21 protein-coding genes are annotated in these 25,637 nt (G+C 31.5%); 8 read left to right on the top strand and 13 right to left on the bottom strand.

The annotated features are described in order from the left end of the window. Positions 1-141: 141 nt before the first annotated feature. The 7 genes from ACI5KZ_RS14380 to ACI5KZ_RS14350 all read left to right on the top strand — a co-directional run bounded on the left by ACI5KZ_RS14380 (position 142) and on the right by ACI5KZ_RS14350 (position 4,606). Positions 142-570 carry a hypothetical protein gene (locus ACI5KZ_RS14380; RefSeq protein ID WP_109307971.1) on the top strand — a complete coding sequence of 143 codons (429 nt, stop codon included), beginning with the start codon at positions 142-144 and terminating at the stop codon, positions 568-570. Between the two features lie 80 nt (positions 571-650). Continuing rightward, positions 651-1,184: a hypothetical protein gene (locus ACI5KZ_RS14375; protein ID WP_406848030.1), complete on the top strand. Its 534-nt coding sequence runs from the start codon at positions 651-653 to the stop codon at positions 1,182-1,184. A gap of 170 nt (positions 1,185-1,354) precedes the next feature. Further along, on the top strand, positions 1,355-1,624 hold the full coding sequence (locus ACI5KZ_RS14370; RefSeq protein ID WP_406848029.1) for a hypothetical protein: 270 nt from the start codon (positions 1,355-1,357) through the stop codon (positions 1,622-1,624). A gap of 84 nt (positions 1,625-1,708) precedes the next feature. Beyond that, a complete protein-coding gene (locus ACI5KZ_RS14365) occupies positions 1,709-1,939 on the top strand; it encodes a hypothetical protein (RefSeq protein WP_406848028.1) in 231 nt (76 codons plus the stop codon). A 199-nt stretch (positions 1,940-2,138) separates the two neighbouring features. Then, positions 2,139-2,576: a nuclear transport factor 2 family protein gene (locus ACI5KZ_RS14360; RefSeq protein WP_406848027.1), complete on the top strand. Its 438-nt coding sequence runs from the start codon at positions 2,139-2,141 to the stop codon at positions 2,574-2,576. 160 nt (positions 2,577-2,736) lie between these two features. Continuing rightward, positions 2,737-3,846, top strand: coding sequence for a peptidase MA family metallohydrolase (locus tag ACI5KZ_RS14355; protein WP_406848026.1), 1,110 nt, complete (start codon positions 2,737-2,739; stop codon positions 3,844-3,846). Between the two features lie 55 nt (positions 3,847-3,901). After that, positions 3,902-4,606, top strand: coding sequence for a CPBP family intramembrane glutamic endopeptidase (locus tag ACI5KZ_RS14350; RefSeq protein ID WP_406848025.1), 705 nt, complete (start codon positions 3,902-3,904; stop codon positions 4,604-4,606). A gap of 584 nt (positions 4,607-5,190) precedes the next feature. On the opposite strand, the gene ACI5KZ_RS14345 is transcribed toward ACI5KZ_RS14350, so the two are convergent. The 13 genes from ACI5KZ_RS14345 to ACI5KZ_RS14285 form a co-directional block, all read right to left on the bottom strand. Further along, complete coding sequence (locus ACI5KZ_RS14345) at positions 5,191-6,447, bottom strand: McrC family protein (protein ID WP_406848024.1); 1,257 nt, start codon at positions 6,445-6,447, stop codon at positions 5,191-5,193. After that, the gene (locus ACI5KZ_RS14340; protein WP_406848023.1) at positions 6,448-9,423 is read right to left on the bottom strand and encodes an EVE domain-containing protein; all 2,976 of its coding nucleotides are present in this window, start codon (positions 9,421-9,423) and stop codon (positions 6,448-6,450) included. Positions 9,424-9,443: 20 nt separating this feature from the next. Beyond that, positions 9,444-9,887 carry a DUF6642 family protein gene (locus ACI5KZ_RS14335; protein ID WP_406848022.1) on the bottom strand — a complete coding sequence of 148 codons (444 nt, stop codon included), beginning with the start codon at positions 9,885-9,887 and terminating at the stop codon, positions 9,444-9,446. A gap of 121 nt (positions 9,888-10,008) precedes the next feature. Beyond that, positions 10,009-10,272 (bottom strand): hypothetical protein, encoded by a 264-nt coding sequence (locus tag ACI5KZ_RS14330; RefSeq protein ID WP_406848021.1) that lies wholly within the window; start codon positions 10,270-10,272, stop codon positions 10,009-10,011. Positions 10,273-10,282: 10 nt separating this feature from the next. Then, positions 10,283-13,288, bottom strand: a complete 3,006-nt coding sequence (locus tag ACI5KZ_RS14325; protein ID WP_406848020.1) for a type I restriction endonuclease subunit R — start codon at positions 13,286-13,288, stop codon at positions 10,283-10,285. 60 nt (positions 13,289-13,348) lie between these two features. Continuing rightward, positions 13,349-14,617: a restriction endonuclease subunit S gene (locus ACI5KZ_RS14320; RefSeq protein ID WP_406848019.1), complete on the bottom strand. Its 1,269-nt coding sequence runs from the start codon at positions 14,615-14,617 to the stop codon at positions 13,349-13,351. Beyond that, positions 14,617-16,560, bottom strand: coding sequence for an ATP-dependent nuclease (locus ACI5KZ_RS14315; RefSeq protein WP_406848018.1), 1,944 nt, complete (start codon positions 16,558-16,560; stop codon positions 14,617-14,619). The genes ACI5KZ_RS14320 and ACI5KZ_RS14315 overlap by 1 nt, the downstream gene beginning before the upstream one ends. Before the next feature lie 3 nt (positions 16,561-16,563). Continuing rightward, the gene (locus tag ACI5KZ_RS14310; protein WP_406848017.1) at positions 16,564-18,210 is read right to left on the bottom strand and encodes an N-6 DNA methylase; all 1,647 of its coding nucleotides are present in this window, start codon (positions 18,208-18,210) and stop codon (positions 16,564-16,566) included. A 150-nt stretch (positions 18,211-18,360) separates the two neighbouring features. Beyond that, complete coding sequence (locus ACI5KZ_RS14305) at positions 18,361-18,735, bottom strand: hypothetical protein (RefSeq protein ID WP_406848016.1); 375 nt, start codon at positions 18,733-18,735, stop codon at positions 18,361-18,363. A 14-nt stretch (positions 18,736-18,749) separates the two neighbouring features. Beyond that, entirely contained in the window at positions 18,750-19,430 is a 681-nt protein-coding gene (locus tag ACI5KZ_RS14300) for a hypothetical protein (protein ID WP_406848015.1), read from the bottom strand. 136 nt (positions 19,431-19,566) lie between these two features. After that, entirely contained in the window at positions 19,567-20,898 is a 1,332-nt protein-coding gene (locus ACI5KZ_RS14295; protein WP_406848014.1) for a M24 family metallopeptidase, read from the bottom strand. Positions 20,899-21,115: 217 nt separating this feature from the next. Continuing rightward, the gene (locus ACI5KZ_RS14290; RefSeq protein WP_406848013.1) at positions 21,116-21,781 is read right to left on the bottom strand and encodes a response regulator; all 666 of its coding nucleotides are present in this window, start codon (positions 21,779-21,781) and stop codon (positions 21,116-21,118) included. 1 nt (position 21,782) lies between these two features. Beyond that, a complete protein-coding gene (locus tag ACI5KZ_RS14285) occupies positions 21,783-23,444 on the bottom strand; it encodes a tetratricopeptide repeat protein (RefSeq protein WP_406848012.1) in 1,662 nt (553 codons plus the stop codon). Positions 23,445-24,524: 1,080 nt separating this feature from the next. On the opposite strand from ACI5KZ_RS14285, the gene ACI5KZ_RS14280 reads away from it, so the two are divergent. Next, positions 24,525-25,637 (top strand): immunoglobulin-like domain-containing protein (locus ACI5KZ_RS14280; protein WP_406848011.1); only part of this gene is annotated, 1,113 nt, incomplete at its 3' end.

Raw genomic sequence — 25,637 nt, 5'->3', positions numbered from 1 at the left:
ATTAATTTATACAACGAAATAAGATTACATTTATCTTTAGACTATAAAACACCAAATATGGTATATAAATTATCAGCGTAAATTCAATTTTAACCTGTAGCCATATTTCAGGACAAGACATTAGAACTAACAAAAATTTAAATGGAAATCACATTAGAATATTGGAATGAACTTGGAAAGCAAACACTTTTAATTACTTCGTTATTAAGTGGATTTTCAATTACAGTAGTAGCGAATTTATTGGTTTCTGAAAAAAATGATAAACTGAACAATCGAATTTTGAAATCAGCAACTTTATCAGCTGGATGTTTTCTTGTGAGCGTTTTTGCAATGGTAAATATTGTAATGACTACAACACCAGGAGGATATATTGAAAATGTTTCATTAAATGACTTTCAGATTGCCAGAATTGTGGGAATGTTGACATTTATGATTGGACTTATTTCCCTTTGTACTATGATTGCTTTATCGGGTTGGACAAAATCAAAAAAAGTAGGACGATTTACTACTATAATTGGAATACTAACATTGATACTGATTTTTATAACAATGACAAGAATCGGAAGCTGAATTAAATAGGCCTAGTAAATAAATATAAAAGATAACTATAGCCAACACGGAGTATAAAACCTTTACCTGCAAGCTGTTAAATGATGCTAACATACATTATAATTGGAATTGTGATTTTAGGTTTGATTTTTATAATAAAATCTAACAAACCGAATCCGAAACCGAAATCTGAAATTAATAAAAAACCAAATGATTATGTTCCAACTTCAGAACTAATTAGTAGAACTGAAGAACGAATTGCCTCTTCAAAAGCGCTACTTGCGGAAATTAGAGCGAATGAAGGAAATGAAACAATACTTGAGAATACAGAATCTGAATCAGAAACTGGAATTTATGAAGAATACGAAGTAACAGGAGTTCACATTGCAAGTAGAAAAAATTATATTCTAAATTATTGTACGGAATATGACGAGTTGGAATTAAAACACGAAAAAAATAATAAATTCTCGGATAGAGCAATTGTAGTGAAACACGACGGAAAGAAAATTGGATATATTGCGGAATCTGACGTTGAAGAAGTGCACGGAATTATTAAAAATTCGTTTACATCACATATTGCGGAAATTGAATATGATGGTTCATATTTAACTGTCCGAATTGGATTAGAAAATTAGAACTGAAAATAAAAGCCAGCAGGTAACAACGTGTATAATTAATAGCTATTTCCAGCCTACTCACGTAAATCCTCTCGGATTTTCTATTCGGTTTGTATTTGCTAAATTTGTTGCTGAAACACAACGAAATCATACACAAACACGTTGGAAGTAATTTAATCTCACAAAAAATGAACAGATTAATTATAATTGCTTTTTCTCTTTCTTTATTCAGTTGCTCTATAGATAGGACTATTCTAAAAGTGTCAGAAAATGAAAATAATACACTCATCAATTTCCAAAAATTGCAAAGCAAAAATATATTGAAAATTACAGACGAGAATGAACCTGGAGAAAAACTCATACTCTGCTTAACCTTTATCGATAAAGAAAGTAAAAGAAACCTTCCTAATCAATTAGTGAAATTTTACCATACGTCTACAGATGGAAAATATGAATAAACTGACCCAAATGACGAATCCACAGCAAGGCTAAATGGACAGGCATTTACTAACAGCGAAGGGCAGATTTATGTTGAAACTATTTTGCCTGGAGATTATGGAAGTTCTGATGACAATCGTCACATTCACACTACAGTAGTATTTGAATTAAAACCCAAATATTATGACATATTCTTTAACCAATATAAAGGAAGGGTAGCAAGATTTATGGATTCTGGAAACGATCACATGTTTTTTGCCGACTTAAAAAGGACAAAAGAAAATGAATTAGTGAGTTTTTTGACTATTGAAGTAAAAAGACCTAATCAAGAATAAAAATAATAACTACTTACAACACCGTATATAATTTATTGCTTGGTTCTCGCCTACTTACGAAAGTCCTCGCGGGTTTTCTATTCGGTTTTTGTTTACTAAATTAGTTGCTAAAACGCGCCACTAATCAAACATAAGACCGTAGTAAACACGTAAACTTTGGGGTACAAAAAAAAATATAAAGGAATTAACTTTAATCCTTATGAAACAAAACACTTTAATTATTTTATTTTTCATATCATACAATTGCATAGCACAAACGAAGAATGATTCGATCGCAATTACACAAGTTTTAAAAAACACATATGAAGCATTAGGCAATTATGACGTTCAAAATTATATTGACAATTGTACAGAAGACTACTTACTAATAGAGAATGGAAATTACATTTGGACACTTGAGCAAGAAATTGAACATTTTAAAACTAATCAACATCATAAAATAATCAGAAAAGATAAATTTAAAATTCACTCATTAAGAATAGACGGTGATTTTGCATATTCTATTTACGACTTATGGTCTGAAATAGAAGAGAATAATGTTATTAAAAAACTTCATTGGATTGAGAGCTCTATTTTTAAAAAGATAAATGAGAAATGGAAAATAGTGTTAATACATTCGACAAAAATTGAAGACTAAGAGCCAACTGTCACAAAATATAAAAAACATAGCAATGAGTTGCCAAATTTGATAAATAAAACAAGTAATTTAACTAATTTGATCCAATCATCGACCTAAATTTAAACAATGTAGTAACAATGATTGATTTGAATCGTCTTACTTATAAATAGAAAAATTCATGAAATTTAAGTTCTTAATTCTATTTTGTATTATTACAATAATTGGATGTAGACAACAATCAAATAAATCAATAGCTCCAAGTTCTTGGATTGGAAAAGTAAAAATGGGTGACACAAACCCTGAACTTGTATTCAATATTTTCAAAGATAGTTTAGGGCAACTTGCTGGAAATTTAGGCATACCTAGTAAAGGTATTCAAGGCATCCCTTTAAGTCAGATTTATATTAAAAAAGATTCAATCGTTATAGAAATTTCTGCTGCTCAAGCCAGTTACAGAGGAGTTTTTGAAAAAAACAGAAAAACTATTAATGGTATTTGGACAGAACCTCAATACACATCTCCACTTATTCTTGCACCTTTGACCAAAGAAATTGATTACGATAATTTTAAAAAAGAAAATACCTCTTCTTTAAATTTAGAATCTACAAGTGATCATTTTAATTATTATTCAAAAAAAGAAGACAAAAAAGTTCTGGATAGTTTATCAAAAGCACTTGAAAGCAACTATTTGCGCATAACTACAGAAATGCAAACTAACTTTAATTCTAAAATAGATGTTTTTATTTACCCTGACTTAAAAACATTTCATAGTGCAATAAACTCAACAGATGCGCCAGATTGGGTTGTTGGGGCTGCTAGTAAAAATGAACTCCAAATGGTAAGTCCTTTAAATCCTGGTAGTGAACACACTTATCAGTCACTTATAAAGGCCATTGTTCACGAACTTACCCATACAGTTGTACTAAACATAAGGAAGCAAGGACTTGTAGGCTTACCAAATTGGCTAAATGAAGGATATGCCTATTATGAAGCGAAACAACTTAACGAATCTCAACGTGAGTTCATTCATTCTCAATTAATCGATAATAAAATTCCATCTTGGAACGAATTAGAAAAGGCAAATAATTATCAATTTGGAGATTTAAACGGGTACCCAATTTCGGCTACAATTATTGAATTTCTCGTAAAATCTTATGGAATTGATAAACTAAAACAATTTATTATTGAGCCAGAAAACATAAAAAATATCTATAATTTATCCAAAGAAGATTTGGAGGTTTTATGGTTAGAAGATTTAAAACAAAAAAAGAACACAATAAAAAATTAATATCCAACAAATCGTATACAAACCCAATAGGCATAATTCAAAAACAACGAAATAAATGATAGGAATATTAGTAGCGTTAGCAGTTTCTTGGCTACTTCTTTTCTTAATTGAAAAGAAAAATATTTTAGTATTAGGATTTCTTCCTTTAGGCAAAAGATTAAAGCAATTCTTAATAGGTTTTCTTATTACTGGGATACTTTGCGTTTTCGTCCAATATTTAGAATCATATCTAAAATCTTCAACTTGGATTTTGAATAATGAGATTACGAACGGCATTATATTAAAGTCATTTTGGTGGGATTTCAACTCTGTATTAACAGAAGAATTAATTTTTCGTGGAGCATTATTATACATTTTCATTCAAAAAATAGGCTCTAAAAAAAGTATTTTGATTTCCGCAATCGCATTCGGAATTTACCATTGGTTCTCATACGGCGTTTTAGGCAATGTAATGGCTATGATTTTAGTTTTTATAGGAACTGGGCTAATGGGTTACGCTTGGGCTTGGGCTTTTTCAAAAACTAAATCAATAATGCTACCTTTCGGACTTCATTTAGGTTGGAATTTTATATACAATACAATATTTTCAAAAGGACCTTTAGGCGAATTAGTATTAATTCAAATAGGTGGAAATGAATTGACCGATTGGGCTTCATTATTGAATTTTATTAGTGGATTGGTATTAGTGCCAATTTTAGTACTTATTTATGTTAAGTTTTTTGTGAAAAATGAAGCGGAAATAAAAACAACTGTGGACTAAAAAACTAAACAAAACAAAGTATATATCCATAGATAGGATTGGCTATTTGTGGAAGTAGTGCCACAACACAAAATATAACGCCAAAAGTCATAATCAAGCACTCACTACCATCCATGTACTATGGCAATGCCACATACGTTTCAGTAAGAAGCTTGAACCTCTACGGTTATATAAACATAAAGGTATCTTCATCCTTTGTATACTCTCTGGAATTGACATTTTTTGTATGAGCTTCGTTAAGAGTTACGTTTGATTCTCCCTGCCGTCCTTTAGTCAAAAAGAATTGTTTTTTTAATAAGTGTAATAGTTTCATAACAAATGCAATTAAGTGTTATCAAAGTTACGAATTAAAACTCCTTTTGGATCTTTCAAAATCACACAAAACCCCTAAATACTTAAGATTTAGCAATATCTTAACATGGTGTTAGCATTAAGTTAAAGCTCTTACTTTAGATTCAATGAATATGAAACAGGTATAAAAATGAATACCCTAAAAAATCAAACTTTTTAAATAAGGGTAAATCATTTAAAACTGTCCAGAATAATTAGAAATAAAGTCTTTCAAAATATTTTTATTGTAGTTCTCAAATAATTCTCTCAAACACCAAACGTAATATGTTACCTCCAATATCTAAATCTAAATCACCACTATCCTCGTTTAAAACTGAAACAAACCCCATTTTACATTGATGATCCATTTCTAATGCCTTACCATTAATATGCTTTGAATAATCTTCTGTTAAATAAGGTTTAAATGTGTTTTCAGAATAAGTTCCAGGATACAATAACATCACTCTATCTGCGTCCCAAAAACGACAATAGGCATACATCTGACGTAAATCACTTACAGAAGCTGAGCTCTTTTGTGGTCGTTTCCATTTTGTGTCAATAATATAGGTCTTTTCTCTTTTTCTTAATACAATATCAGGTCTTAGGCTATTATTTCCCCAAAACGATTTAGACTCTTGACCTGAGACTTCAACCTCAGTTCCTAAACAAGCCTTTTGCAGTTGTTTTAAAATATAGGTTTCCCATAAGTCATTCATGTCAAACAATAAGGATAACATCTTTTCCTTACCACTAGAAATGTCAGGCGAATAATTTAGAATAATCAACCTAGCCAATTCTATGGCATTGGTATAACCAGTAGATTTTCTATTAAGCTGGATCTCATGTAACTTTTTAGCTGTTATAACAATCGTATCTACTTCTGGAAAGTTAAGTTGTACTCTATTGGCTAAATCTTGAAGTCTAGAACCATTTGTAAATTGTGTTACAATAGTCAACGCTTTTTGCAATACTTGGTGTAAAAAGTGATTAGGATCATACACTTGATGTGTGGTATAAAACCGCTCTTTATGTACTATGTTTTTTCTAATATGTCCTGCAAATTCTAATTTCCCTTTTAATGCTTTTGTGTTTTTAGTTTGCTTACGGTATTGTTTAATAAGTCCTTTTCTAACTAAACCTTCTACCTCTAGTAAATACATTTCAAAATAAACCTCTAATAAATTTAGATGTTGTCTTTTTACATGTGCAGCACCAGACGATTCAGCTTTAAGCTTCCCACAGGATTGTAACATCTTTAACAAAACACCTTTCCATTTATTATCGTTATCGGCTTTATCGGCTTTTGGATGAATCTCGATCGTTAAGCCATCTACTTGTATTACTCCAACATATTGATTAAACTTAAGCCCTTTTGCAATAGGCTCAAAATAATTACCATCATGGTATTCATTCAATTTTAACAACGCATCTAAATGTGTTTGTTTAAAACCCTGCTGACCTACATATAAACGTTGATGTTCAAAAACAGATATGTTATTACGTTTTTTCAATTATTCTGAATCTTTTTCTTTTTCACCTAGTAATTCAGATATTGCTTCTAGAACGGAATTTTTATCCACCTTTTTTAGTTGGTAGCTTGGAATCCTAAAATCGTTTGCATTCTCATATTTAAAACTAGCAAATTCAATTTCTTTATTATCACTTATATCAACAAACCCATTACCTAACACCAATCCTATTTTACCATAATCGCCATAAAAATATTCCTGTAATAAAGGAACAATCTTATTGCTAAATGCATTCGCTAATTTTTCTTCAGAATCTACACCAACAAAATACGAATGTCCAATAGTATGATCTCTATCTATTAATAATTCAATACGATGATTTATGGTTTTTAACAATTTAGATAAAGCAACATCTTCAACAAACTCATTTTCTATCACACCATAATCTGGCATCATTTCTTTAAATTCAAAACGACGACGTAAAGCTGTATCTAAAGCTTCAACACTTCTATCTGCTGTGTTCATGGTACCATAAATATCTAAGTTAGATGGCACACTAAATTCCTTTTTAGAATAAGGTAATTTAATATTTATTTCGTTTGTAGCACCTTGACGTTTATCAATTTCTATAAGGGTAATTAATTCTCCAAAAATAGCAGAGACATTCCCTCTATTTATTTCATCAATAAAAATAGCATACCTATTATTTGGATCGTTTTTTGCTCTTGTACATAGTCTTTTAAATACACCATCTTCTATAGTATATCCCAAGTCCTTAGCTTCTTCTAATTCTGTATCTAATTCAGGAATAATAGGCTTTATCCCTTCAATAAAATCTTCGTAAGCGAAAGATTGGTGAAAGGTTACAAAATCGTAGTTTTTAATTATAACATCTGGATTTGGATTATAATTATCTATAGAGTCTTTTAATTCATATAATTCTGGAACTAATTCTTCCACTTGTTCTTCTAATATTTCCCAATGTGAATCTTCTGTTTTATTAAAAATTAACGGTTGTTGCCTATTAGATACATTCACATACTCGCATTCGTTAATTGTATGACTTTGTAGTTGTCCCCAAAGTGTTGGACGTACTGTTTTAGAATTTGACAAGCTGGCTTTTTTCTGAACCCATTTATGAGTAAAAATATCGGAAACTTTTGCTTTTTTTAAATCTAATAAAGCAATAGCAATAACTTGCCACCAAGAACAACCACTAACAACAGTTTCAAAATGTTGAGCTTTTGTAATTGATGTTTCCTTTAAGGTATAATTATCAAATAACTGGTCTTTTAAATAATAGGTTTTTCCCGTTCCTGGAGGACCGTATAATATTTTATTAGTTGGCATTGTATTACTTGACTTAGAAGTTGTAAAATATATTTCATTTTTCATAATATTATTTGCATTACCCCAATTTAACAATGCATTAAATTCTTCTTCTGTAGCACGAAAATTAGTACCTTGATTACCAGCTTTAAAATTAGAAAACACTGGATTGTGTTTAATATCATCCCACAAAATTGGAGTGTCTGCAAGATATTTAGTTATCTTAATCTTAACCCGATCTGTAGTTATGTCTTCTTCTTGGTTTATATAGTATTGTTGCTCAAAAGTTTCTTCCTCAAAAACACCAACTTCAGAAGTTACTTCAGCAAGTGCATAACAACCAGAATTATTACCTGTTTGCCATAAAATAACTTGATCGCCAATTTTTATTTTGTCTTTATGTGCTGCAACTTTCCAGCTTTTTAAATGTGCTGCTTTTAAGGCATTTGTTATGTTGTATATATTTGGATTGCCTTGAAAGATCCAATAGTTAGGTTCTTGATAATCAAATTTTTCTTTTATAAATTTAATGTAATTGTTTTTACCTAAAATTGCTTTAGGTATTCCATTGCTGTTTCTAGTATCATATTCTACAAATTCTGGGTTTTTTATTCGCTCTTTTTTACTAAGTAAAAATAGAATGGAACTTACTAAACCATTAATATTAGTAGGATCTACTAAAAAGAAATCAAGATCATCAAAATAGTTATTTATCTCATCCAATCTATCTTCAATACTTTTGTTAGTTTGCCCAAGGTAAGCGCGATAAGACTCAAATGTATTTGTGTTTAACCATTTAGCAAAATCTTTTTTTACATCTCTTAAACGTGTTTCATATTGTTTCCATAACGCATGGCTCCAAGTAAAATATTCTAAATCATCAGATTTTGTTTTTATTATGTCTTTATGAAATTTAGAAATTGGTGTTTTATTCGTGTATTCTATACTAAGGTTAGTAGCAATAACGTGTAGGGCATCTAATTTAAAAGCATTTAAGCAATTAAAATTACCATACATAAATGCTATTTTCCATTTGTATGCATGACCTAAATCTACAGTATCTATAACCTCTAATGTATTTGCTTGAGCAGATTTAGCAATTTTTATTAGTATACTTTTAATAGTATGATAGGCTTCTTCTTGTGTATTTCCATATTTATTATGCCAAGCATAATCCCCATTATTAGTTCTATTACTAGCTTTTTCTGTTTTAGATGTTTCTGCCATCTTATAAATACCAAACTTGTAGGAGCTTCCACCAACAATACTCCCTAAATCTCTAGTAATGTGTTCTAACCAATAACAAAACGAATCTTCTCTATCTAGATTCGTATACTCTTCTAAGGTCATATTCTCCAATTTTTCAATAGGCCAAGTATCTAGAAATTCTTGTTTTAGTTTGTATAACTTCTCGTGCATATTCGTTTTATTTTTTTTTACTATTTCAAATCCATTTCTTTTAAATGCATTAAAACAGTCTGTATTTAAACCTCCTTTAAAATAACGTTCAATTGTTCTCCCTTCTGCATGAAAATTGGCGTAAGCCATAATGGCTTTTGGAGGATAAGGTTTATTCTCAAAAACTAAATCATAGGTTGAAGATGGACCAAACTCTTTTGGATAGCCTTTATCTTCAAAGTCTTTGATACCTTGTAGTATATGCTCTTTTTTTACTCTATCAAATATCATATTTAATAATTAAAAATGTTCTAAAAATAAATCTTAAAGCCTAGGTCATCTATCAGTTGACTATACTTTGATTCCATTTTTTGTTTAATTTTTTTAATGTTTTTCCACTTCTGACATTCCTCAAAAAATAATATATCTAAAACAGTACTAGGAATAAAATCAACATTCTTTGAATATCCAGTAACGGCTAAAGCATTTGTTTTTTCCAGAAAATCTGTCACCTCATTTTCATCAAATATCGTTTTACAACTACCAAAGTGAACTATACGATTGGAAAAGGCATCTTCAAAATATTTTGATAATTTTGATAATGAAATATTCTCTACTCCTAGATCAATTTGACTTCCTTTACCATGGAATGCAAAGTATATAATTTTAAATCTAGCATAACTTTTCTGATCTCCATCAATAATTATACTTACTCGCGACTTTAGTTCCTTTTTAGTAATACATGTCTTATGCAACTATTCTTTTACAATAAATTAAGTGCAGGAGAAATAGTTCGAGTTTTTCTCAAATTATCATCCCAATCACCTTCCAAACAAAAAATGTCACGAATATAATCTCTCTTATTCATACTTTTTATTAAATATTAAGTGGGTTAAAAAACCAAAACCTATTGGTTTCTTTTCTCTCAACACGAACTTGAGGCAACAAATACAAAAGATTGACTTCATCCAAATCCCTCAATACATTCCGTAAAGGCAAACCTTCACTATGGTCCTTTTTAAAATAACCCTTCTCAATTAGTGTTGGCATCAAATCTTTTGGTTTTGCATCCACTAATTTAGTTTTCTCCAAATAATTTTGAATGACATAACCCATTTTTACTATTTGTGCTTTTTCCATTTTAGAGTCTTTAAGCACTCCAATCACTATACTGACCTTCTGCCTGTTCCATAATCTCAGTTAATATTTCATTCAGTTTTGCGATGGAAACCTTGCCTCTCAATTCCTTTTTCACAGCCAATCGAATAGCTGCTTTTGCATTTTCTTTTTTTACCCAATCTAATTGAAGATTAGATTTTACCGCTTTTACAACAGCTTGTACAATATCTCGTATCAAGCCTTCTTCTTTGATGATGTCTTTTTTCGCTGCTAGAATATCATAAAACGCTAATTCCTCTTCACTTAAACCTAATTCTTCGGTTCGCTTGTCATCATTTTGTAAATCTTTGGCACGTTCTACTAGCTCGGCAATAGTTGCGTAACTATCCAAAGCATTGCTATGGTAACGGTCTATAACTTTTTCTAACTCTTCTCTTAAAGAGGTGTATTTCTTCATATTTTTATGAAGACGTAATTTAATTTCATCTTTAAGAATATTCTTTATCAATTCTATCTTTAAAGCATGACCATCTTTCTCTTTTTTAGCTCCTAATAAAAAGGTTTCATCTAGAATTGAAATATCTGGCTTCTCAATTCCTGCCATAGCAAAGACATCTACGATATCTTCTGAATCGATACTTTGACTAATCAGTTCTTTTATTTTTTCTTTTTGTTCACTTCTACTCGAAGTAACAGACTTTGCATTACGTATGGCTTTAGATACATGTTGCGCAAATAAAACATGGACAGCATAATCTTGGACTGCTGGCTGACTTTTAACAATAGACAACAAACTAGATAATGTTTTTTCAGCCTTCATATAATTGTTAGCATCGTCATCATATTTAATAATATGATTAACTGCTTTCTTCACTAATAACACTTTATCTGCATCACGTAAACGTTTCCAATCGGAATAATCAATAGCTTTAGGAATAAACGCATTACATATTTCAACTTGATTATAAAATAACTCTAAGGCTTGTTCTATATCTATGGTTGGTTGTCCTTTCCCTCCACTTCCTGTATATTTATTGGTGGCCGTTTTTAAATTATCGCCAATGCCAATATAATCGACAATCACACCATTTCTTTTATCCTTAAAAACACGGTTAGTTCTGGTAATGGCTTGCATTAAATTATGACCTTTCATAATTTTATCTACATACATGGTATGCACGCTTGGCGCATCAAAACCAGTCAACCACATATCTCTAACAATCACTATTTTTAAAGGATCATCTTCTTTTTTAAATCTACTTTTTATAGCTTCCGTAGCATCTTTGGTTCTAAAATGCGGGTTCCAATCTATAGGGTCTTTTGAGATGTTTCCTGTCATGACCACTGCAACTTCTGGGCAATCGTCCAAGGCTGTTAAAGCATTATACATTTTTACGCAATTACGTCTGCTCATACAAACCACCATGGCTTTTCCTGCCAGTGTGTTGGTTCTATTTGTATAATGGTTCAGTATATCTTTTGCTATTTTATTAACACGATCTTCACTTCCTGCTGCATCTTCAATAGCTGCCCATTTGAGATTGCTATTATCTTCAACGTCCTCTGTAATCTCATCGACCTCATCATCGATACTTTCATTCCATAAATGGAGTTTTGCCAAACGGGGTTCGTAAAATATGTTTACTGTGGCATTGTCTTCTACAGCTTGTTTGATATCGTATGTGTGAATCACACTTCCAAACACTTCTTCGGTGTCAGCATCTTTACTATCTACTGGTGTACCAGTAAAACCAATAAAGGATGCATTAGGCAACGCTTTACGTAAATTAGAAGCAAAGCCATCTAGCAAACCATATTGTGTTCTGTGTGCCTCGTCTGCCATAACAATTATATTCTCTCGTTCAGACAAAATAGGATGTTCTAATTCGCCTAAAACCTCATCTGTGGTTTGTTTTAGTCTAAACTTTTCTATGGTTGTAAAAATGACGCCTCCAGCACCTGCACTTAATAAGTTACGTAAATCTATTGTAGAGTCTGCATGTTGCACATCTCCTACTAAATCTTTTGCGAGTACAAAGTTTTCGTAGAGTTGCCTATCTAAATCACTTCTATCTACTTGCACCACAATGGTTGGATTCTTTAATTCTGGTAGGCTTCGTAAAATACCAGTATAAATGGCCATTGAGATACTTTTACCTGAGCCTTGTGTATGCCAAATAACACCAATACGCCCATCTCCAAACGGACGTACCGATTTTTTTGCAGCTTCTACCGCAAAATTGACTCCGAAAAACTGATGGTACTTGGCACCTTTTTTAATGAGTGTGCCATTATGGTCTTCATGAAAAATGAAGTTCTTTATGTAATTAAGAAGTCTGTTTTTTGGAAACACCCCAAATAACAAAGTGTGCATCTGGAAATCATCTTCCTGAACGGTATCTATACCATTTATACTTTTCCAAGCAGCAAACCACTCCAAACCAGAACTAAACATGCCATGTTGTGCCTCGTTACCATCGCTAATAATAGTTATGGCATTATACTCAAACAACAACGGAATGTCTTTTTTGTAATGCTGTATTTGGTTGTGTGCTTCTTTAATGTTGGTGTTTTCGTCATACCAATTCTTTAATTCGAAGACTATTAATGGCAACCCGTTAATGTAAATAATAATGTCTGGACGCCGTTTGTTTTTTCCTGTAATACTAAACTGATTGACTGCCCAAAAGGTATTATTATCTGGATTAGCAAAATCTATTGGGTAAATATGCACTGCTTTCTCTTTCCCAGATGCATCTTCGTAGGCAAACTCAATCCCTTTAGTCAATTTTAAATGAAAGGTACGGTTGCGATGTTCTAAATCTGCACCTGCATTATTGGTAAATTCTGCAACTGCCAGTGTTTGAATCTCCTCTGGAATGTCTGGATATTGCTTTTGTATAAACTGAAGCAACTTATCTTTTAATACCACTTCTGTATTATGGTTTTGTGGTAAGGTGGTGCCTAATTGGTGTTTATACCCTAAATCTGATAACCAATCGATGGTGGCTTGTTCTATGGTTGCTTCTGTGGTCATATTATCTTGTCATTGCGAGACTTTTTTAGTCGTGGCAATCTGTTTGTTTTTAGTTTCCATTTATGAGATTGCTTCGTTCCTCACAATGACGTTTTCTAATTGTTCTCTAAACTCTTTTAAACGTACTTCTCCATTTATTAGTTTTGGTAATAATGTGTCTCTTAATTTTGTTAAAGATTGATTTTCTTTTTCATTTGAAAAAATCAATCTAGATATTGAATAAAACTCATCTAAAACTTCCTGAATAATTGAATCTTCTTTTGGCATCGCTATACCAATTGATAGTAAGTTACTTTTATTCAATTTTGGTTGAACAGCACCTGTTAAATAAGGGTTCATATCCATTTGGGCAATATGACAAATAATCAACTTATTAATTCCGTTTTGTTTCCCTTCTAAAATATGCGCATGATTATTAACCCAAAATTTACCAATCGCACTAAAGCCAATAGGTGTTTTACGTGAGCGCAAATTTTCTCCGTCTTCAGATATTATCACGTATTCACCATCAAAAATAAAATCATCAATATTATCAATTACACCTGATGCTCCATAATATGGATATTTCCCTTTTCTATTACTTCTTTGTCCTGTACTTAAAGGAACCCTTTTGGAATTTAATATTTGCGCTAGATCATCTAATCTTTTTTCTTCCCAACCTTTAGGAATAAGACCCAATTCACTATCTACAAACTCGCCATCTTGAAAAGGACCAAAATCTACAAACCAATGTTTGTAAAGTGCCATAGCCATGTCTTCTAAGGTTTTATTTGTGGCTAGGTTGTTTTCTATTTTGTCGTCTATGGCTGATAGGATGTTTGCTATTTGGGTTTGTTCTTGGAGGGGTGGTAAACTAAATTCATAGCCGAAAATGTCGGTTAATTTAATACTCGCTTGACTAGCGCTTCCTTGTGCTCTATTTACAATGTAATTTAGAAAATTGTGAGTTTTCATTACATCGTAAATGAATCTTTGATTAAACTTTTTCTTATCCTTTGTTCTTAACCTTACTGCATTTTGATTCAATAATGACTCTTGTGCTGACTTAGGTACTTTTACTACTTTACCTACAACTGAATTATAATTGGGTGGCCAAGACCCTACAGAAGCAATAATTATATCATTTTCTAACAATTCATATTGCATTAAATTCTTAGCATTCTCTTCTGAAATTCTATGACAAGTTGAAATATCAACAGAATCACTTGTTGTATCAGAAACCCTTACAATTAACTTACCTGAATCTTGATACCATTTAGATTTAAAGGCATAACCTTTTTGATAATCTATTATTTCTCCTAATTTATATGTTTTCCAGTTGTTAGGCATTAGCTTAAAAGTCCTAGTTTGTTAGCAATAGTTTTAACTAGCTTTAAGCTAGGTTTAAAATCCATTTTAGATTTATCTATCTCCTCATCATGAAGCAAAATCTCGAAATAACGTGCAATACCGACTTTAGATATTGGTGTGTTTTTTGTATTCCATTTTGCTACATCTAATTCCACTTCTTTATAAAAATCTTTTACTGACTTTGTTATTTCAGTATTGTACCTTGATGAGTTTATTTTAGATAAATTAATTGGTAATTTAGCATTAGCCTTAATTGTGTCACTAACAACTGCTAAAACAGAGGTCGTAACTGTAGCCGCATCTTGAACATTTGAAGAAGATTTCTTTTTTTCAAATGTACCATCCGTCTCTAATTCTGCACAGAATAATTTTACTGCATCTTCTAGTAGTTGGTACGGTAATAAGTCCTCAATAGAAACAGCTTCCTTCTTAAATTCGTTAACTTGAATTAAATCTAAAATAGATTCATCGTTAACTTTATTAACTTTTTTAGATAGCTTGTTAAATGTAGATTGAGAATCTGAATCTATTAAAACTAAAGTTGGTCTTTCGTCATCCATTATTATCTGCACCATAGCTGGTAAATTACTTTCACCACCAGCATCTATAAATGAAAACAAATCTGTATTCAATTCTAAATCACCAATTCTATTAAAATAATCTATTAAGCTTGAAATAAAGATTAAATCTTCTGGTCCTTCTACAATGAGTGCTTTGTCAGAATAGTAGAAGCTATCTTTGATATTTAGTCCAAGGGAAGAGCGCATTGGCTTCCAGTTTTTAGAAAAGCCCTTGAATTTGAATACAGTTCCATTTTCTGCATCTCTATCTACAATTCTCACCCTGTTTGGAAAAAGTCTGTTAATCAAGAAAGGAGAATGTGTTGTATAAATAATTTTATGTTTCTCCGCTAATTCTTCAAGATACTTTAATAAATCTCTTTGACCACTAGGATGTAATCTTCCTCCAGGTTCATCTAAAAGAAAATATACATTTTCGCTATCCGTTAGATTAGAAGCCATTTCTATTAATAATGAGAAAAAATATTTGAAGCCATCACTTCTCTCTTCCATAATATATGTTCCATCCGAATTATCTTCAATATCTATTGAAATTTCCCCTGAATCATGAACAAACTCTAATCTGACACTATTATCTTGTGAGTAATACTTGCGTACAAATTCTTTATTCAATTTTCGATTTAACCCCCTCAAGTACTGTCTAATTTGATTTCGCCCAGACGGAATGCGACTTGCGTCATTCAAACCTGCAATTTTCATTAATTTAAACAAAGAGGTGTTTTTTGCACTTCCGTTTTTTATATTTTCTAATGAGCTATTGAAAGTAATTTTAAAATCTTGGTCATTTAACTTAATTCTTTTGGGAACAATAGAGTCAATATCTTTCACAAGGTTTGTTAGAACCTGTTGGCTAATAGCCACTTCTCTATTTGATGCTGTCATTCTACCTCCAACTTGTCTATTATTTAAAATAATAGTTGTTAAACTCTTAGGATGAACTTTTTTACCATTCCATAGAAAATAAATATTTTGATTTTCACCTTGACTTTCATCTATTTCTATAATAAAATGTGATAGATTCTCTATACCTCCATGTTTTGCTGTTTCAATTTTTAGTTTGTTAAGCTTTTCTAGAAATTTATTTCTGGAGTCTTTTGTAAATTTAAAATGGTAATTTATTGCAGGTAATTTTTGATTATTATAACTCTCGCTTGACCTAGTCGTATGAGTTTCATAATTTAATTTTTTTGCCTCCTTACCTTCAATAAAATCAAAAATCTCTAACAAGTTACTTTTACCACTTTCATTTTGACCTACCAAACAAGATAATTCGTCATTTAAAACCCATTCTAATTCAGAAATAGACTTATAATCTTTTATTTTAATTCTTTCTAAAATCATATATTAAAACTTTTCAAAATTCTCTAAAATCTGTTGTTGTAATTTGTTGCCTTTTTCAAACTGGGTTTGTAATTGCGCTTTTAGGGTTTCCATTTTATCTTCAAACAGGATACCATCATCTTCAACCGCTTCTGTACCTACGTAAATACCTGGTGTTAGTTTGTAGTCTTGTTTTTGAACCTCTTCTAGGGTTGCGCTGTAGCAGAAACCGTCTTGGTTTTCATAGACTTCTAGAGGCCTAGCTTCTCGATACGATTCCGCTTTGGCGGAATCACTCGAAGTGACGTTAGGGTTGTTTCGCCAAGCATGGTAAGTGTCGGTGATTTTATTGATGTCTTCATCGGTAAAGACACGTAGCTTTCTGCTTTCCATAGTTCCCATTTTAGAGGTATCTATAAATAGAATCTCATTGGTACGCTTTCTGTGGATGCCATCTTTGCCATCTCGGTTTTTGCTAAGTATAAAAATACAGGCAGGAATACCTGTGGTTAAAAAGAGTTTGTCTGGCAAACGCACAATACAATCTACCATACTGTTATCTACCATGTGTTGGCGTACGTTTTTTTCGCCTTTATTATTGGAGGTCATCGCTCCATTTGCCATCACGACACTTGCAGTACCTTTATCGCTAAGATGACTCCAAAAGGTTTGCATCCACATATAATTGGCACTACCATCTGTGGTAAACTCATCTTTTGGTCCAAATAATCGAGGGTCGTTTTCTGGTAAATCTTCAGGATGCCATTGGCTCACATTAAATGGTGGATTTACAATGATGAAATCGGCTTTTAGGTCTGGGAATTTATCTTGTAAAAGCGAATCGCCTAAGCGGACATCAAAGGATAAATCGCGTAAGGCGAGGTTCATTTTACATAAACGAAGTGTGCCATCGTAACGCTCTTGTCCGTAAATGGAAATATTCCTTTTATCTCCACCATGAGCTTGTAAAAACTTTAAGGATTGCACAAACATACCACCAGAACCACATGCAGCATCAAATATTTTACCTTCGTAAGGTTCTATCATTTCTACTAGTAAGCGTACAATACTGCCTGGTGTAAAAAATTGTCCTGCACCAGAGCCTTCGGCAATAGCAAACTTACCAATGTAATATTCATACACACGTCCTAGAATATCACTATCTGGGTTTTCTTTTTCGGAAAGCTTAGGATTGGCTAATAAGTTGATTAAACCAGCGACTTGTTTGGCTGTTAATTGGCTCTTTACAAAAATACGTGGCAGAATTCCTTTTAAATCTGGTCTGTAGGTTGCCAGCGTTTGGTCTAGCACATCAAAGGCATCATCGACCAACACTTTAATATTATCCTGCTCTGCATTATCCTGTAGAAATTGCCAAGTGGCTTTTTCTGGAATAATATAAGTGCTTTTAGAAAGATATTCGTCTGGGTCTTCTAATACATATTTTTGCTCTTCAACATCTGAAGTGTAATAATCAGACGCTTCGTCTTTAAAAAGGTCTATTAATGTATCTCTACGTAATTCATAGCGTTCAGACACATGCTTTAAGAATATGAGTGGTAAGATGTAATCTTTATATTGGTTTTCAGCAACAGCACCACGAAGTTCGTTAGCAGCTTTCCAGAGTTCTTGTTCGAAGTTAATATCTGCTTTTGATAGGTTTTTGGTCATTCAAATAAATTGATTGAAATGTTTATAAATAATAAACTACAGAATAATAACACCATAGTTATATTCTAGATTCTAAATAAGGAGAGTTTAAAGATATAAAAAGAAAGGATATAAGCAATTAAAAAAGCTTGTTGTAAAAAAACAAAAACCTTAATAACAATTACACTTATAATCCATAATATACTTGTGGAAGCGTTTTCCATAAGAATCTGAATCCCCATAGCCACCATATTGAAAGTTAGACCAATTGTATGAAGGGATACCACAGAAAATATAGGTATTTGTACTGTAACTATATTCACTGGTCTTTATTTTGGCTATAACATAAATATCATAATCATAGCTATAAGCTTTTACTTCATAAAGCCATTCAGAATCTAAAGTATAACTACTTACGGTACCATTGCTGTATCCTTTTTGTTTGATATAATTTACTAAGTCGCTACAAGCAACTTCCTGTGAAAATGTATTTAAGGAGACAAACAAAACAAGTATTCCAACTAAATTTTTAAAAAAATATTTCATAATCAAAGTTTTAATTAGTCTCTCATATCTTCAACCAATCGTAGCGTTGCATGTCTCATAAATTCTTCCAAGACATCCTTTTCAACGATTACATAACCTTCTTTTTGTTTTTCAATGCGTTTCATACGTTCTTTAAAAGACTCGCTAATTTCACAGCCATTTCCTTCAGAACATGGTGCATAATGAAATTTATAGGTACCTGCAAACTCATTATTATCTATTAAAACCACTTTAAATTCTACAGCTGCACCATATTGTTTGTAAGGATCATCCAATAATCCTGATTTTCCTTTATCTGTATGATATTTATTGGTTTCATAAATAACTTCTCTGTCTAGTTTAATTAATTCTATAATTAAGTCAGTATCGGTTTTGGCTTTCAATTTGGCATAATCGACCGTATTTTCATTATTGGATACCACTTGATTAAACAAGTTTCTATCACGTACAACAAACCCATTGCTTAACAACTCCTTTTCAATAGCACTGTATAAATAACTTATATCTTCCTCTTCGGTAGTTTGAGATGAAAAATTAGGCGTTCTTAAAACAACCTTTGGTGATGGATTATTCTCCAAAAACTGTGATAACCTATCCGTTGTAATTATCTCGTTTTTTGAAGGTGAAAATTTAATATACTTTGTAGAACAAGCTAATATTAAAAATACGAAAGGGACTAGTAATAGTTTTTTCATGATATGGATTTTGATTTATAACCAAATCTAAATCAATAAAACATTATTACTTTACGGAAATCCGTAAGCAAAAACAAAGCGCACAAAATATTATACGCTTCATTAATTACTATCACACTGAATAAAATAAATGCAATTAGCGAACGACTTTAATTTCTCTTTGTCTTTCATTGACATATCTAAATCCATTAACCCCTAAATAGCCTGCTTCTTCTAGCATGATACGGATGTCTTTTTTCCATTCAGGGATGTTTACTGTGGTATTTAGTTCTATAGCGTAAACAGTATTTTCATGGAGTGGATAATCGCCTTTTACAGGTACACCATTTTGTGAATCCCACATGCCTATAGTTGTTCCTAAACTATGCCCATAAGTTCCTAATGGGTGTGTGTAAATTGCTGGTCTCAAGCCTTCTTCTCTCCCCTGAGTTAAGGACATTGCTAATACCTCGTTTCCTGTTCTTCCAAGTGTCATGTTATTTGTTAAAATATCTTGCACCCGATTTCCTTTTTCAAATGCCGCTTTCAAAAATGATGGTACATCGGTTTCTCCCTCTTTTAATACATAAGCATGACGCTGGCAATCTGTGTTTAAAGTAATATATGTGATTCCAAAATCGCAATGCAATAAATCGCCAGGAATGATGACTTTTTCTTTTTCACCTTTACTAAAAGATTCCACTTGACTCTTTAATTCTTCATCATTTCGCTGAATATCGATGGTTGGATGAAACCATGTTTCTAAACCAAGATCTGTAACTTTTTGACGCATCCACCAAACCACATCATCCGTTGTAGTAACTCCAGGAGTAATGACTTCCCCACTGAATGCTTCATCAATAATAGCGCTTGTAATAGTTACAAGTTGGTTGTATAATTCCATCTCTTTTGATGTTCTAGTTTCAATCCAACCGATGGCTAATTTTTCAGCTGAAACTATTCGGTCTTCATATTTAGAAGGTAATATGTCCATCAGTTCGACATAATCTGTTTGTACCAAACCATCTGCAATCCCAAAATGTTCAGACACATTAATTCCAATAGTTTTAGGATCGCGCTCCTCTATTAACTCAAGCAAGCGACCCCATTGGCTTGGTTGTTTTTCTTTATCCCAAGCCGATGTTATATTATCTCCTACATCATAGCGAGCAACAGCTAATCGTTCTATCGTATTTGTTGCTTTATTTCGGAAAAACACTAAGATAGTCCGACGCCTTGCATTGAGCCAAGTGGCAGGCAACATGGTTTTCATTACAGGATCTTCATTATATTCTCTGCCAATAACTAACCACATATCAATACCGTTTTCATCCATTAATTTAGGTAGTACGTTTTCAAAACGATCTTTTAAAATAGCATCTCGCATTTCAGCACGATCTCTTTCTGGAAGAACTTGTCCTTTGACTGTAGAATAATTTAGAATAAAAATGAGACAAAAGCCTGTTAAAATGAAGGAAGGAGTTTTCATATTTTAGTTTTTTTATTAAATGTATAAACAAAGTTAATATGAAATGTTGGGAAGACAACAAATGTAAGGCTTAGATATTTACAAAAAATAAAGCGTACTGAAGTTGTACGCTTTATAAATAATCTCCCTCGTTATCAATAAATCAATAACGTTGATACAAATATATTTTGAAGTTTTATATTTTCTTTACTGTTATCCGTAACGAGCAAAAAAAACTTTAAATCAATCCTAGATCTTTTACTATGGCCACCAAATGAATGGCATTGTTGGCTTTAAATTGAATGCGAAGTCTGTTAAGGTTTTTCTCTATAGAACTTAAACTGCTTGGTGAAATCTTTTCTTCCTTAAAATAAGCGCTAATTTGGTCTTGTGTCAATCCATTTGACAATTGTTTGATTAAAAAAATATCATAATCATCAATTTCTAAATCTGATTTTTTGTGTAAAGCTTGAGATACAGCTTGTGAAACATAAAGTTCATTATTATATACTGATTTTATGGCTTCCGTTAACTCAATCAACCCCCTTCTACCCTTACACACATATGCTTTTACCTGATATTCGCTAATTAATCTTCTAACTTTTTGAATACGGTCTTCTATAGAATATACAATGACTTTTAAATCTGGAAATTCCTTATTTAAAGCTATAATTAGATCTTCTCCGTTTTGATACTTTTGATCGCGATGGTCTTTTTTAAAGGATAAATCTGTAATTAATAAATCGAAGGGAACCCCATCTTGTTCTGCCTTTTTAATTCTTAAATAGGCATCATCGCAATATTGAACTGATACGACATTTTTCACTTGAAGGTTGTCTAGAATGGTTAACATTCCTAAATTGATACTAACTAAATCATCTGAAACTATTACTTTTTTAAACATCTTAAATACTAATTAAAACATGAAATCCTTGTTTTGTTTGAGTCTTAAAAGTAATAGAACCATTTAAAGCATGAATACGGTTTTCCACATTTAGCAAACCATTATTTTTATTTAACATACAACCTACACCATTATCTGTATAGGAAATAGTTGTTTTTTTACCAGACTTTTTAAAATCAACAACCACTAATGAAGCCTGACTATGCTTATTCATATTTGTCATTAATTCTTGTAGTACACGATAAATCGTTATTTTTTTAACATCAGAAATATCATCCCAATTTATTTTAGTTAATCCTTTAATAATTACATTTACTTCTTGACTTTTTGAAGCTAATAGAATATCGAATAAGACATCCTGATAATTTTCATCTACTCGAATTTCACTATGTTCTCTAGAAATATCTCTTGTTTTATTATAAATGACTTCTAAGTTATCTAAAACAGTCTCGTTGTTATTTTCTTGTTGTTGAATTTTAGTCATAACATGATACACCCCATTAGCCACTTCATCATGAACTTTTTTTGAGATTCGAAGTTCCGTATTGTAAATTTCTAACTGCTTTTGTTTTTTGAAGCGCAATCTTTGAAAAATGGCAACAATAACCCCCATACTTAGTATAAACAAAGCGAGAAAACCATAAATAAATTTATAATTCTTTTCTTTCTCAAGTTGTAGCAGTCTTTCGTTTGCTAACGCTTCCTGTTTAGCTAGGGCATATTTTTTAGAAGCATATTTACCTTCTACCAATAAATTTGCTGTTTGAATACTATCTGAAAGTTGTTTATAAGAATGTACTTCATCATCTTCCTTAAGATCTAACAAAAAGCTTAATGTATGAAGTAAATGGGTTGGATTATTAGACAATTTTGCCTGATCATGAGCTTTTTGGGCATATTGTTTTGCTAGGATTAAATCACCAGTATCTTTAAAATACTCTGACATATCGAGGTAGCTACCTATAATATCAGATTTATTGCCAAAAGATAGTCTAATAGCAAGAGCTGTATTAAAATCTGTTATTGCAGTTTCATCTTGCAATTTCCCCTTAACCACACCTAAATTATTTAGGGTTCTCGCTATAATAATTGAATCATTATACGCTTTACTATCTTTTAAAATGCTTTTAAATTCATTAAAGGCTAATAAAAGACTATCCTTTTTAATATATGCAAACGCAATATTATTACGCAACACCAGATCTTGGACTTTAGTCTCTGCCAAATCAAGAGCTTTTTTGTAATAGATGATAGCATTATCATAATCTTTCTTCTCGCTATAAACCCTACCTAAATGATTATATATTCCAGTTTTAGATTCCTTTGTGGTTTTATCAATTGGAAGTATATCTAAAAGACTTAACGCTTCTATAGCAGAGGTTTCACTATCATATAAGATGCCAAGTTTTTTTTGAATGATCGCAATCTGTCTAAGATTATAAATAGCATTTATGGTATCAAGTTGTTTTAGACTTAAGTCTTTTTTATTTCTGTAAAATACAAAGGCTTGGATTAAATCGGTTTTAGAATCTGGCTTCAATACTTTGTGGTAATAATAAACAGCACTATCTACAGGTTGCTGTTGAGAGGTTCTCACAAACGCAAAACCACTTGTTATAAAAGCTAGAAAAAAAATCAGAAGAATCTTAAATTGAAAAGTCATTAATTGAAATAATTGCAACTAATTTACGGATGTTTTTGATTAAATATATTTATTAATTCAAGTAATTCTTCAAATTAAATCGTGTGCATTTAAAAATTAAAACGTGTTCACCTAAAAATTCATCATAAAAAGGGTTAAAATATCAAAAACGGAAAAAGTAGGAATCGCTAAACCCCCAATTTATCTACTTAAAAAACAATCCCTTTTTAATAATTTTTTATATATTGTAAGCTCAAATTATTATGAACATAAGTGTTCTAAACCATAGCATTTTTGAACACGTTTTTAGCTAGGATTATAACATAAATAACTGACTATCAGTCAGTTATAATTTCATAACCCAGAGGTCACGGGTTCAAATCTCGGTTCCAATTCAATAACAATAGCTTAGTATTAAAAATACTAAGCTTTTTTATTTCCAGATTTGTTATTACAGAAAGTAACAAACTATAAGTATAAAAAAAGACCCTACAATACTGTAAGGTCTTTACAATTAACCAAAAAACACTCTGCTATTAATCAATCTTGGTTTTTCTAAATGTTACCATTAAAAGCTTACTATTACTTTTATTTATTGTACAAAAGTAAACAGTTAAGATCATTCGGAATATGACACGAGATGTCATAAAAAAAATTGAACAAAAAAATCATTTATACCATGTAATGATTTCTTCAAAAAAACTTCAATTTTATTAAGCACTTTATAAAACAAAAATTTTCAAAAAATAATTGAAAATATGACAATCGCTATTGAGATTTTCTGACTAACTAAAAATTAATTTTAAAAAATTATATTTTTTGCTTTATAGAATCTATTAAAAATTAAAATTATTATTTTATTTAAAGAAAAAATATTCAATCATTAATAGTATATAGCTAACCTAACATTAGGGTTTATCTGTTCTAAAACAAAGCACTCATAGTTTATTTTGACTGTTTGTCGAGTATTTTTCTTTCCGGTTTACATCTGTATTAGATTTGTATCTCCCTCCGAAATTATTAATAGCAAATAAAATTTTAAAACACTATAACACAAATACTTGTGCTTTATATCATATAATAATATGTAATATTAATGTTATGAAAAAATACTTACTTTACTTGCTAATTTTAACTACTATCATTTTTAGTTTTGATGGGTTATCTAAGTCGATTGATATACATTTTAATGCACTACATAATAATTATAGTAGCGCTCAAGTCTTTAATCCTTTAGAAGGTTATCTGTCTTTAAGACCGGATATAAATTTAACGAGAACAAGCAAGGTTGAGTTTCGTAATATCTCTTCCTGTCCAACTAATTTTTCACAAAATGTAGATCCTGGAACTTGTGGTGCTGTGGTAACTTTTACTTTACCAACTACAGACATTGTTAGTGGCTCTATGGTTTTAATATCTGCTCTTGGAGATGGTGACACCTTTCCTGTAGGCACAACAACAGTAACTTATGAAGAACGCGATGCTGGTAATATTGCAACAGGATTGACTTGCAGTTTTAATGTAACTATTGTTGATAATGAGGCTCCTACGATTACACTTAATGGTGCCAATCCTCAAACTATTGAGGCTTGTGGAACTTATAACGAACTTGGTGCTACGGCCAACGACACTTGTTTTGGAGATATAACAGGTAACATTGTTATTGATGCTTCGGCTGTCAATACAGCTGTTGTAGGTTCTTATAATGTCACTTATAACGTCACAGATGCTAATGGAAATCCGGCTGCTCAAGTAACTAGAACGGTTAATGTGGTTGATAACACTGTACCAACTATTACTTTGGTTGGTGCTAATCCGCAAACTATTGAAGCTTGTGGAACATATAATGAACTTGGTGCTACGGCTAACGATCCTTGTTTTGGAGATATTTCTGGAAGCATCGTTATTGACGCTTCGGCTGTCAATACAGCTGTTGTAGGTTCTTATAATGTCACTTATAACGTCACAGATGCTAATGGAAATCCGGCTGCTCAAGTAACTAGAACGGTTAATGTGGTTGATAACACTGTACCAACTATTACTTTGGTTGGTGCTAATCCGCAAACTATTGAAGCTTGTGGAACATATAATGAACTTGGTGCTACGGCTAACGATCCTTGTTTTGGAGATATAACTAGTAGCATCGTTATTGATGCTTCGGCTGTCAATACGGCTCTGGTTGGTTCTTATTCTGTAACTTATAATGTAATGGAT

The sequence above is a fragment of the Xanthomarina sp. GH4-25 genome, assembly GCF_045363175.1.
Lineage (GTDB): Bacteria > Bacteroidota > Bacteroidia > Flavobacteriales > Flavobacteriaceae > Xanthomarina.
This window is presented reverse-complemented; position numbering and strand designations above follow the sequence as displayed.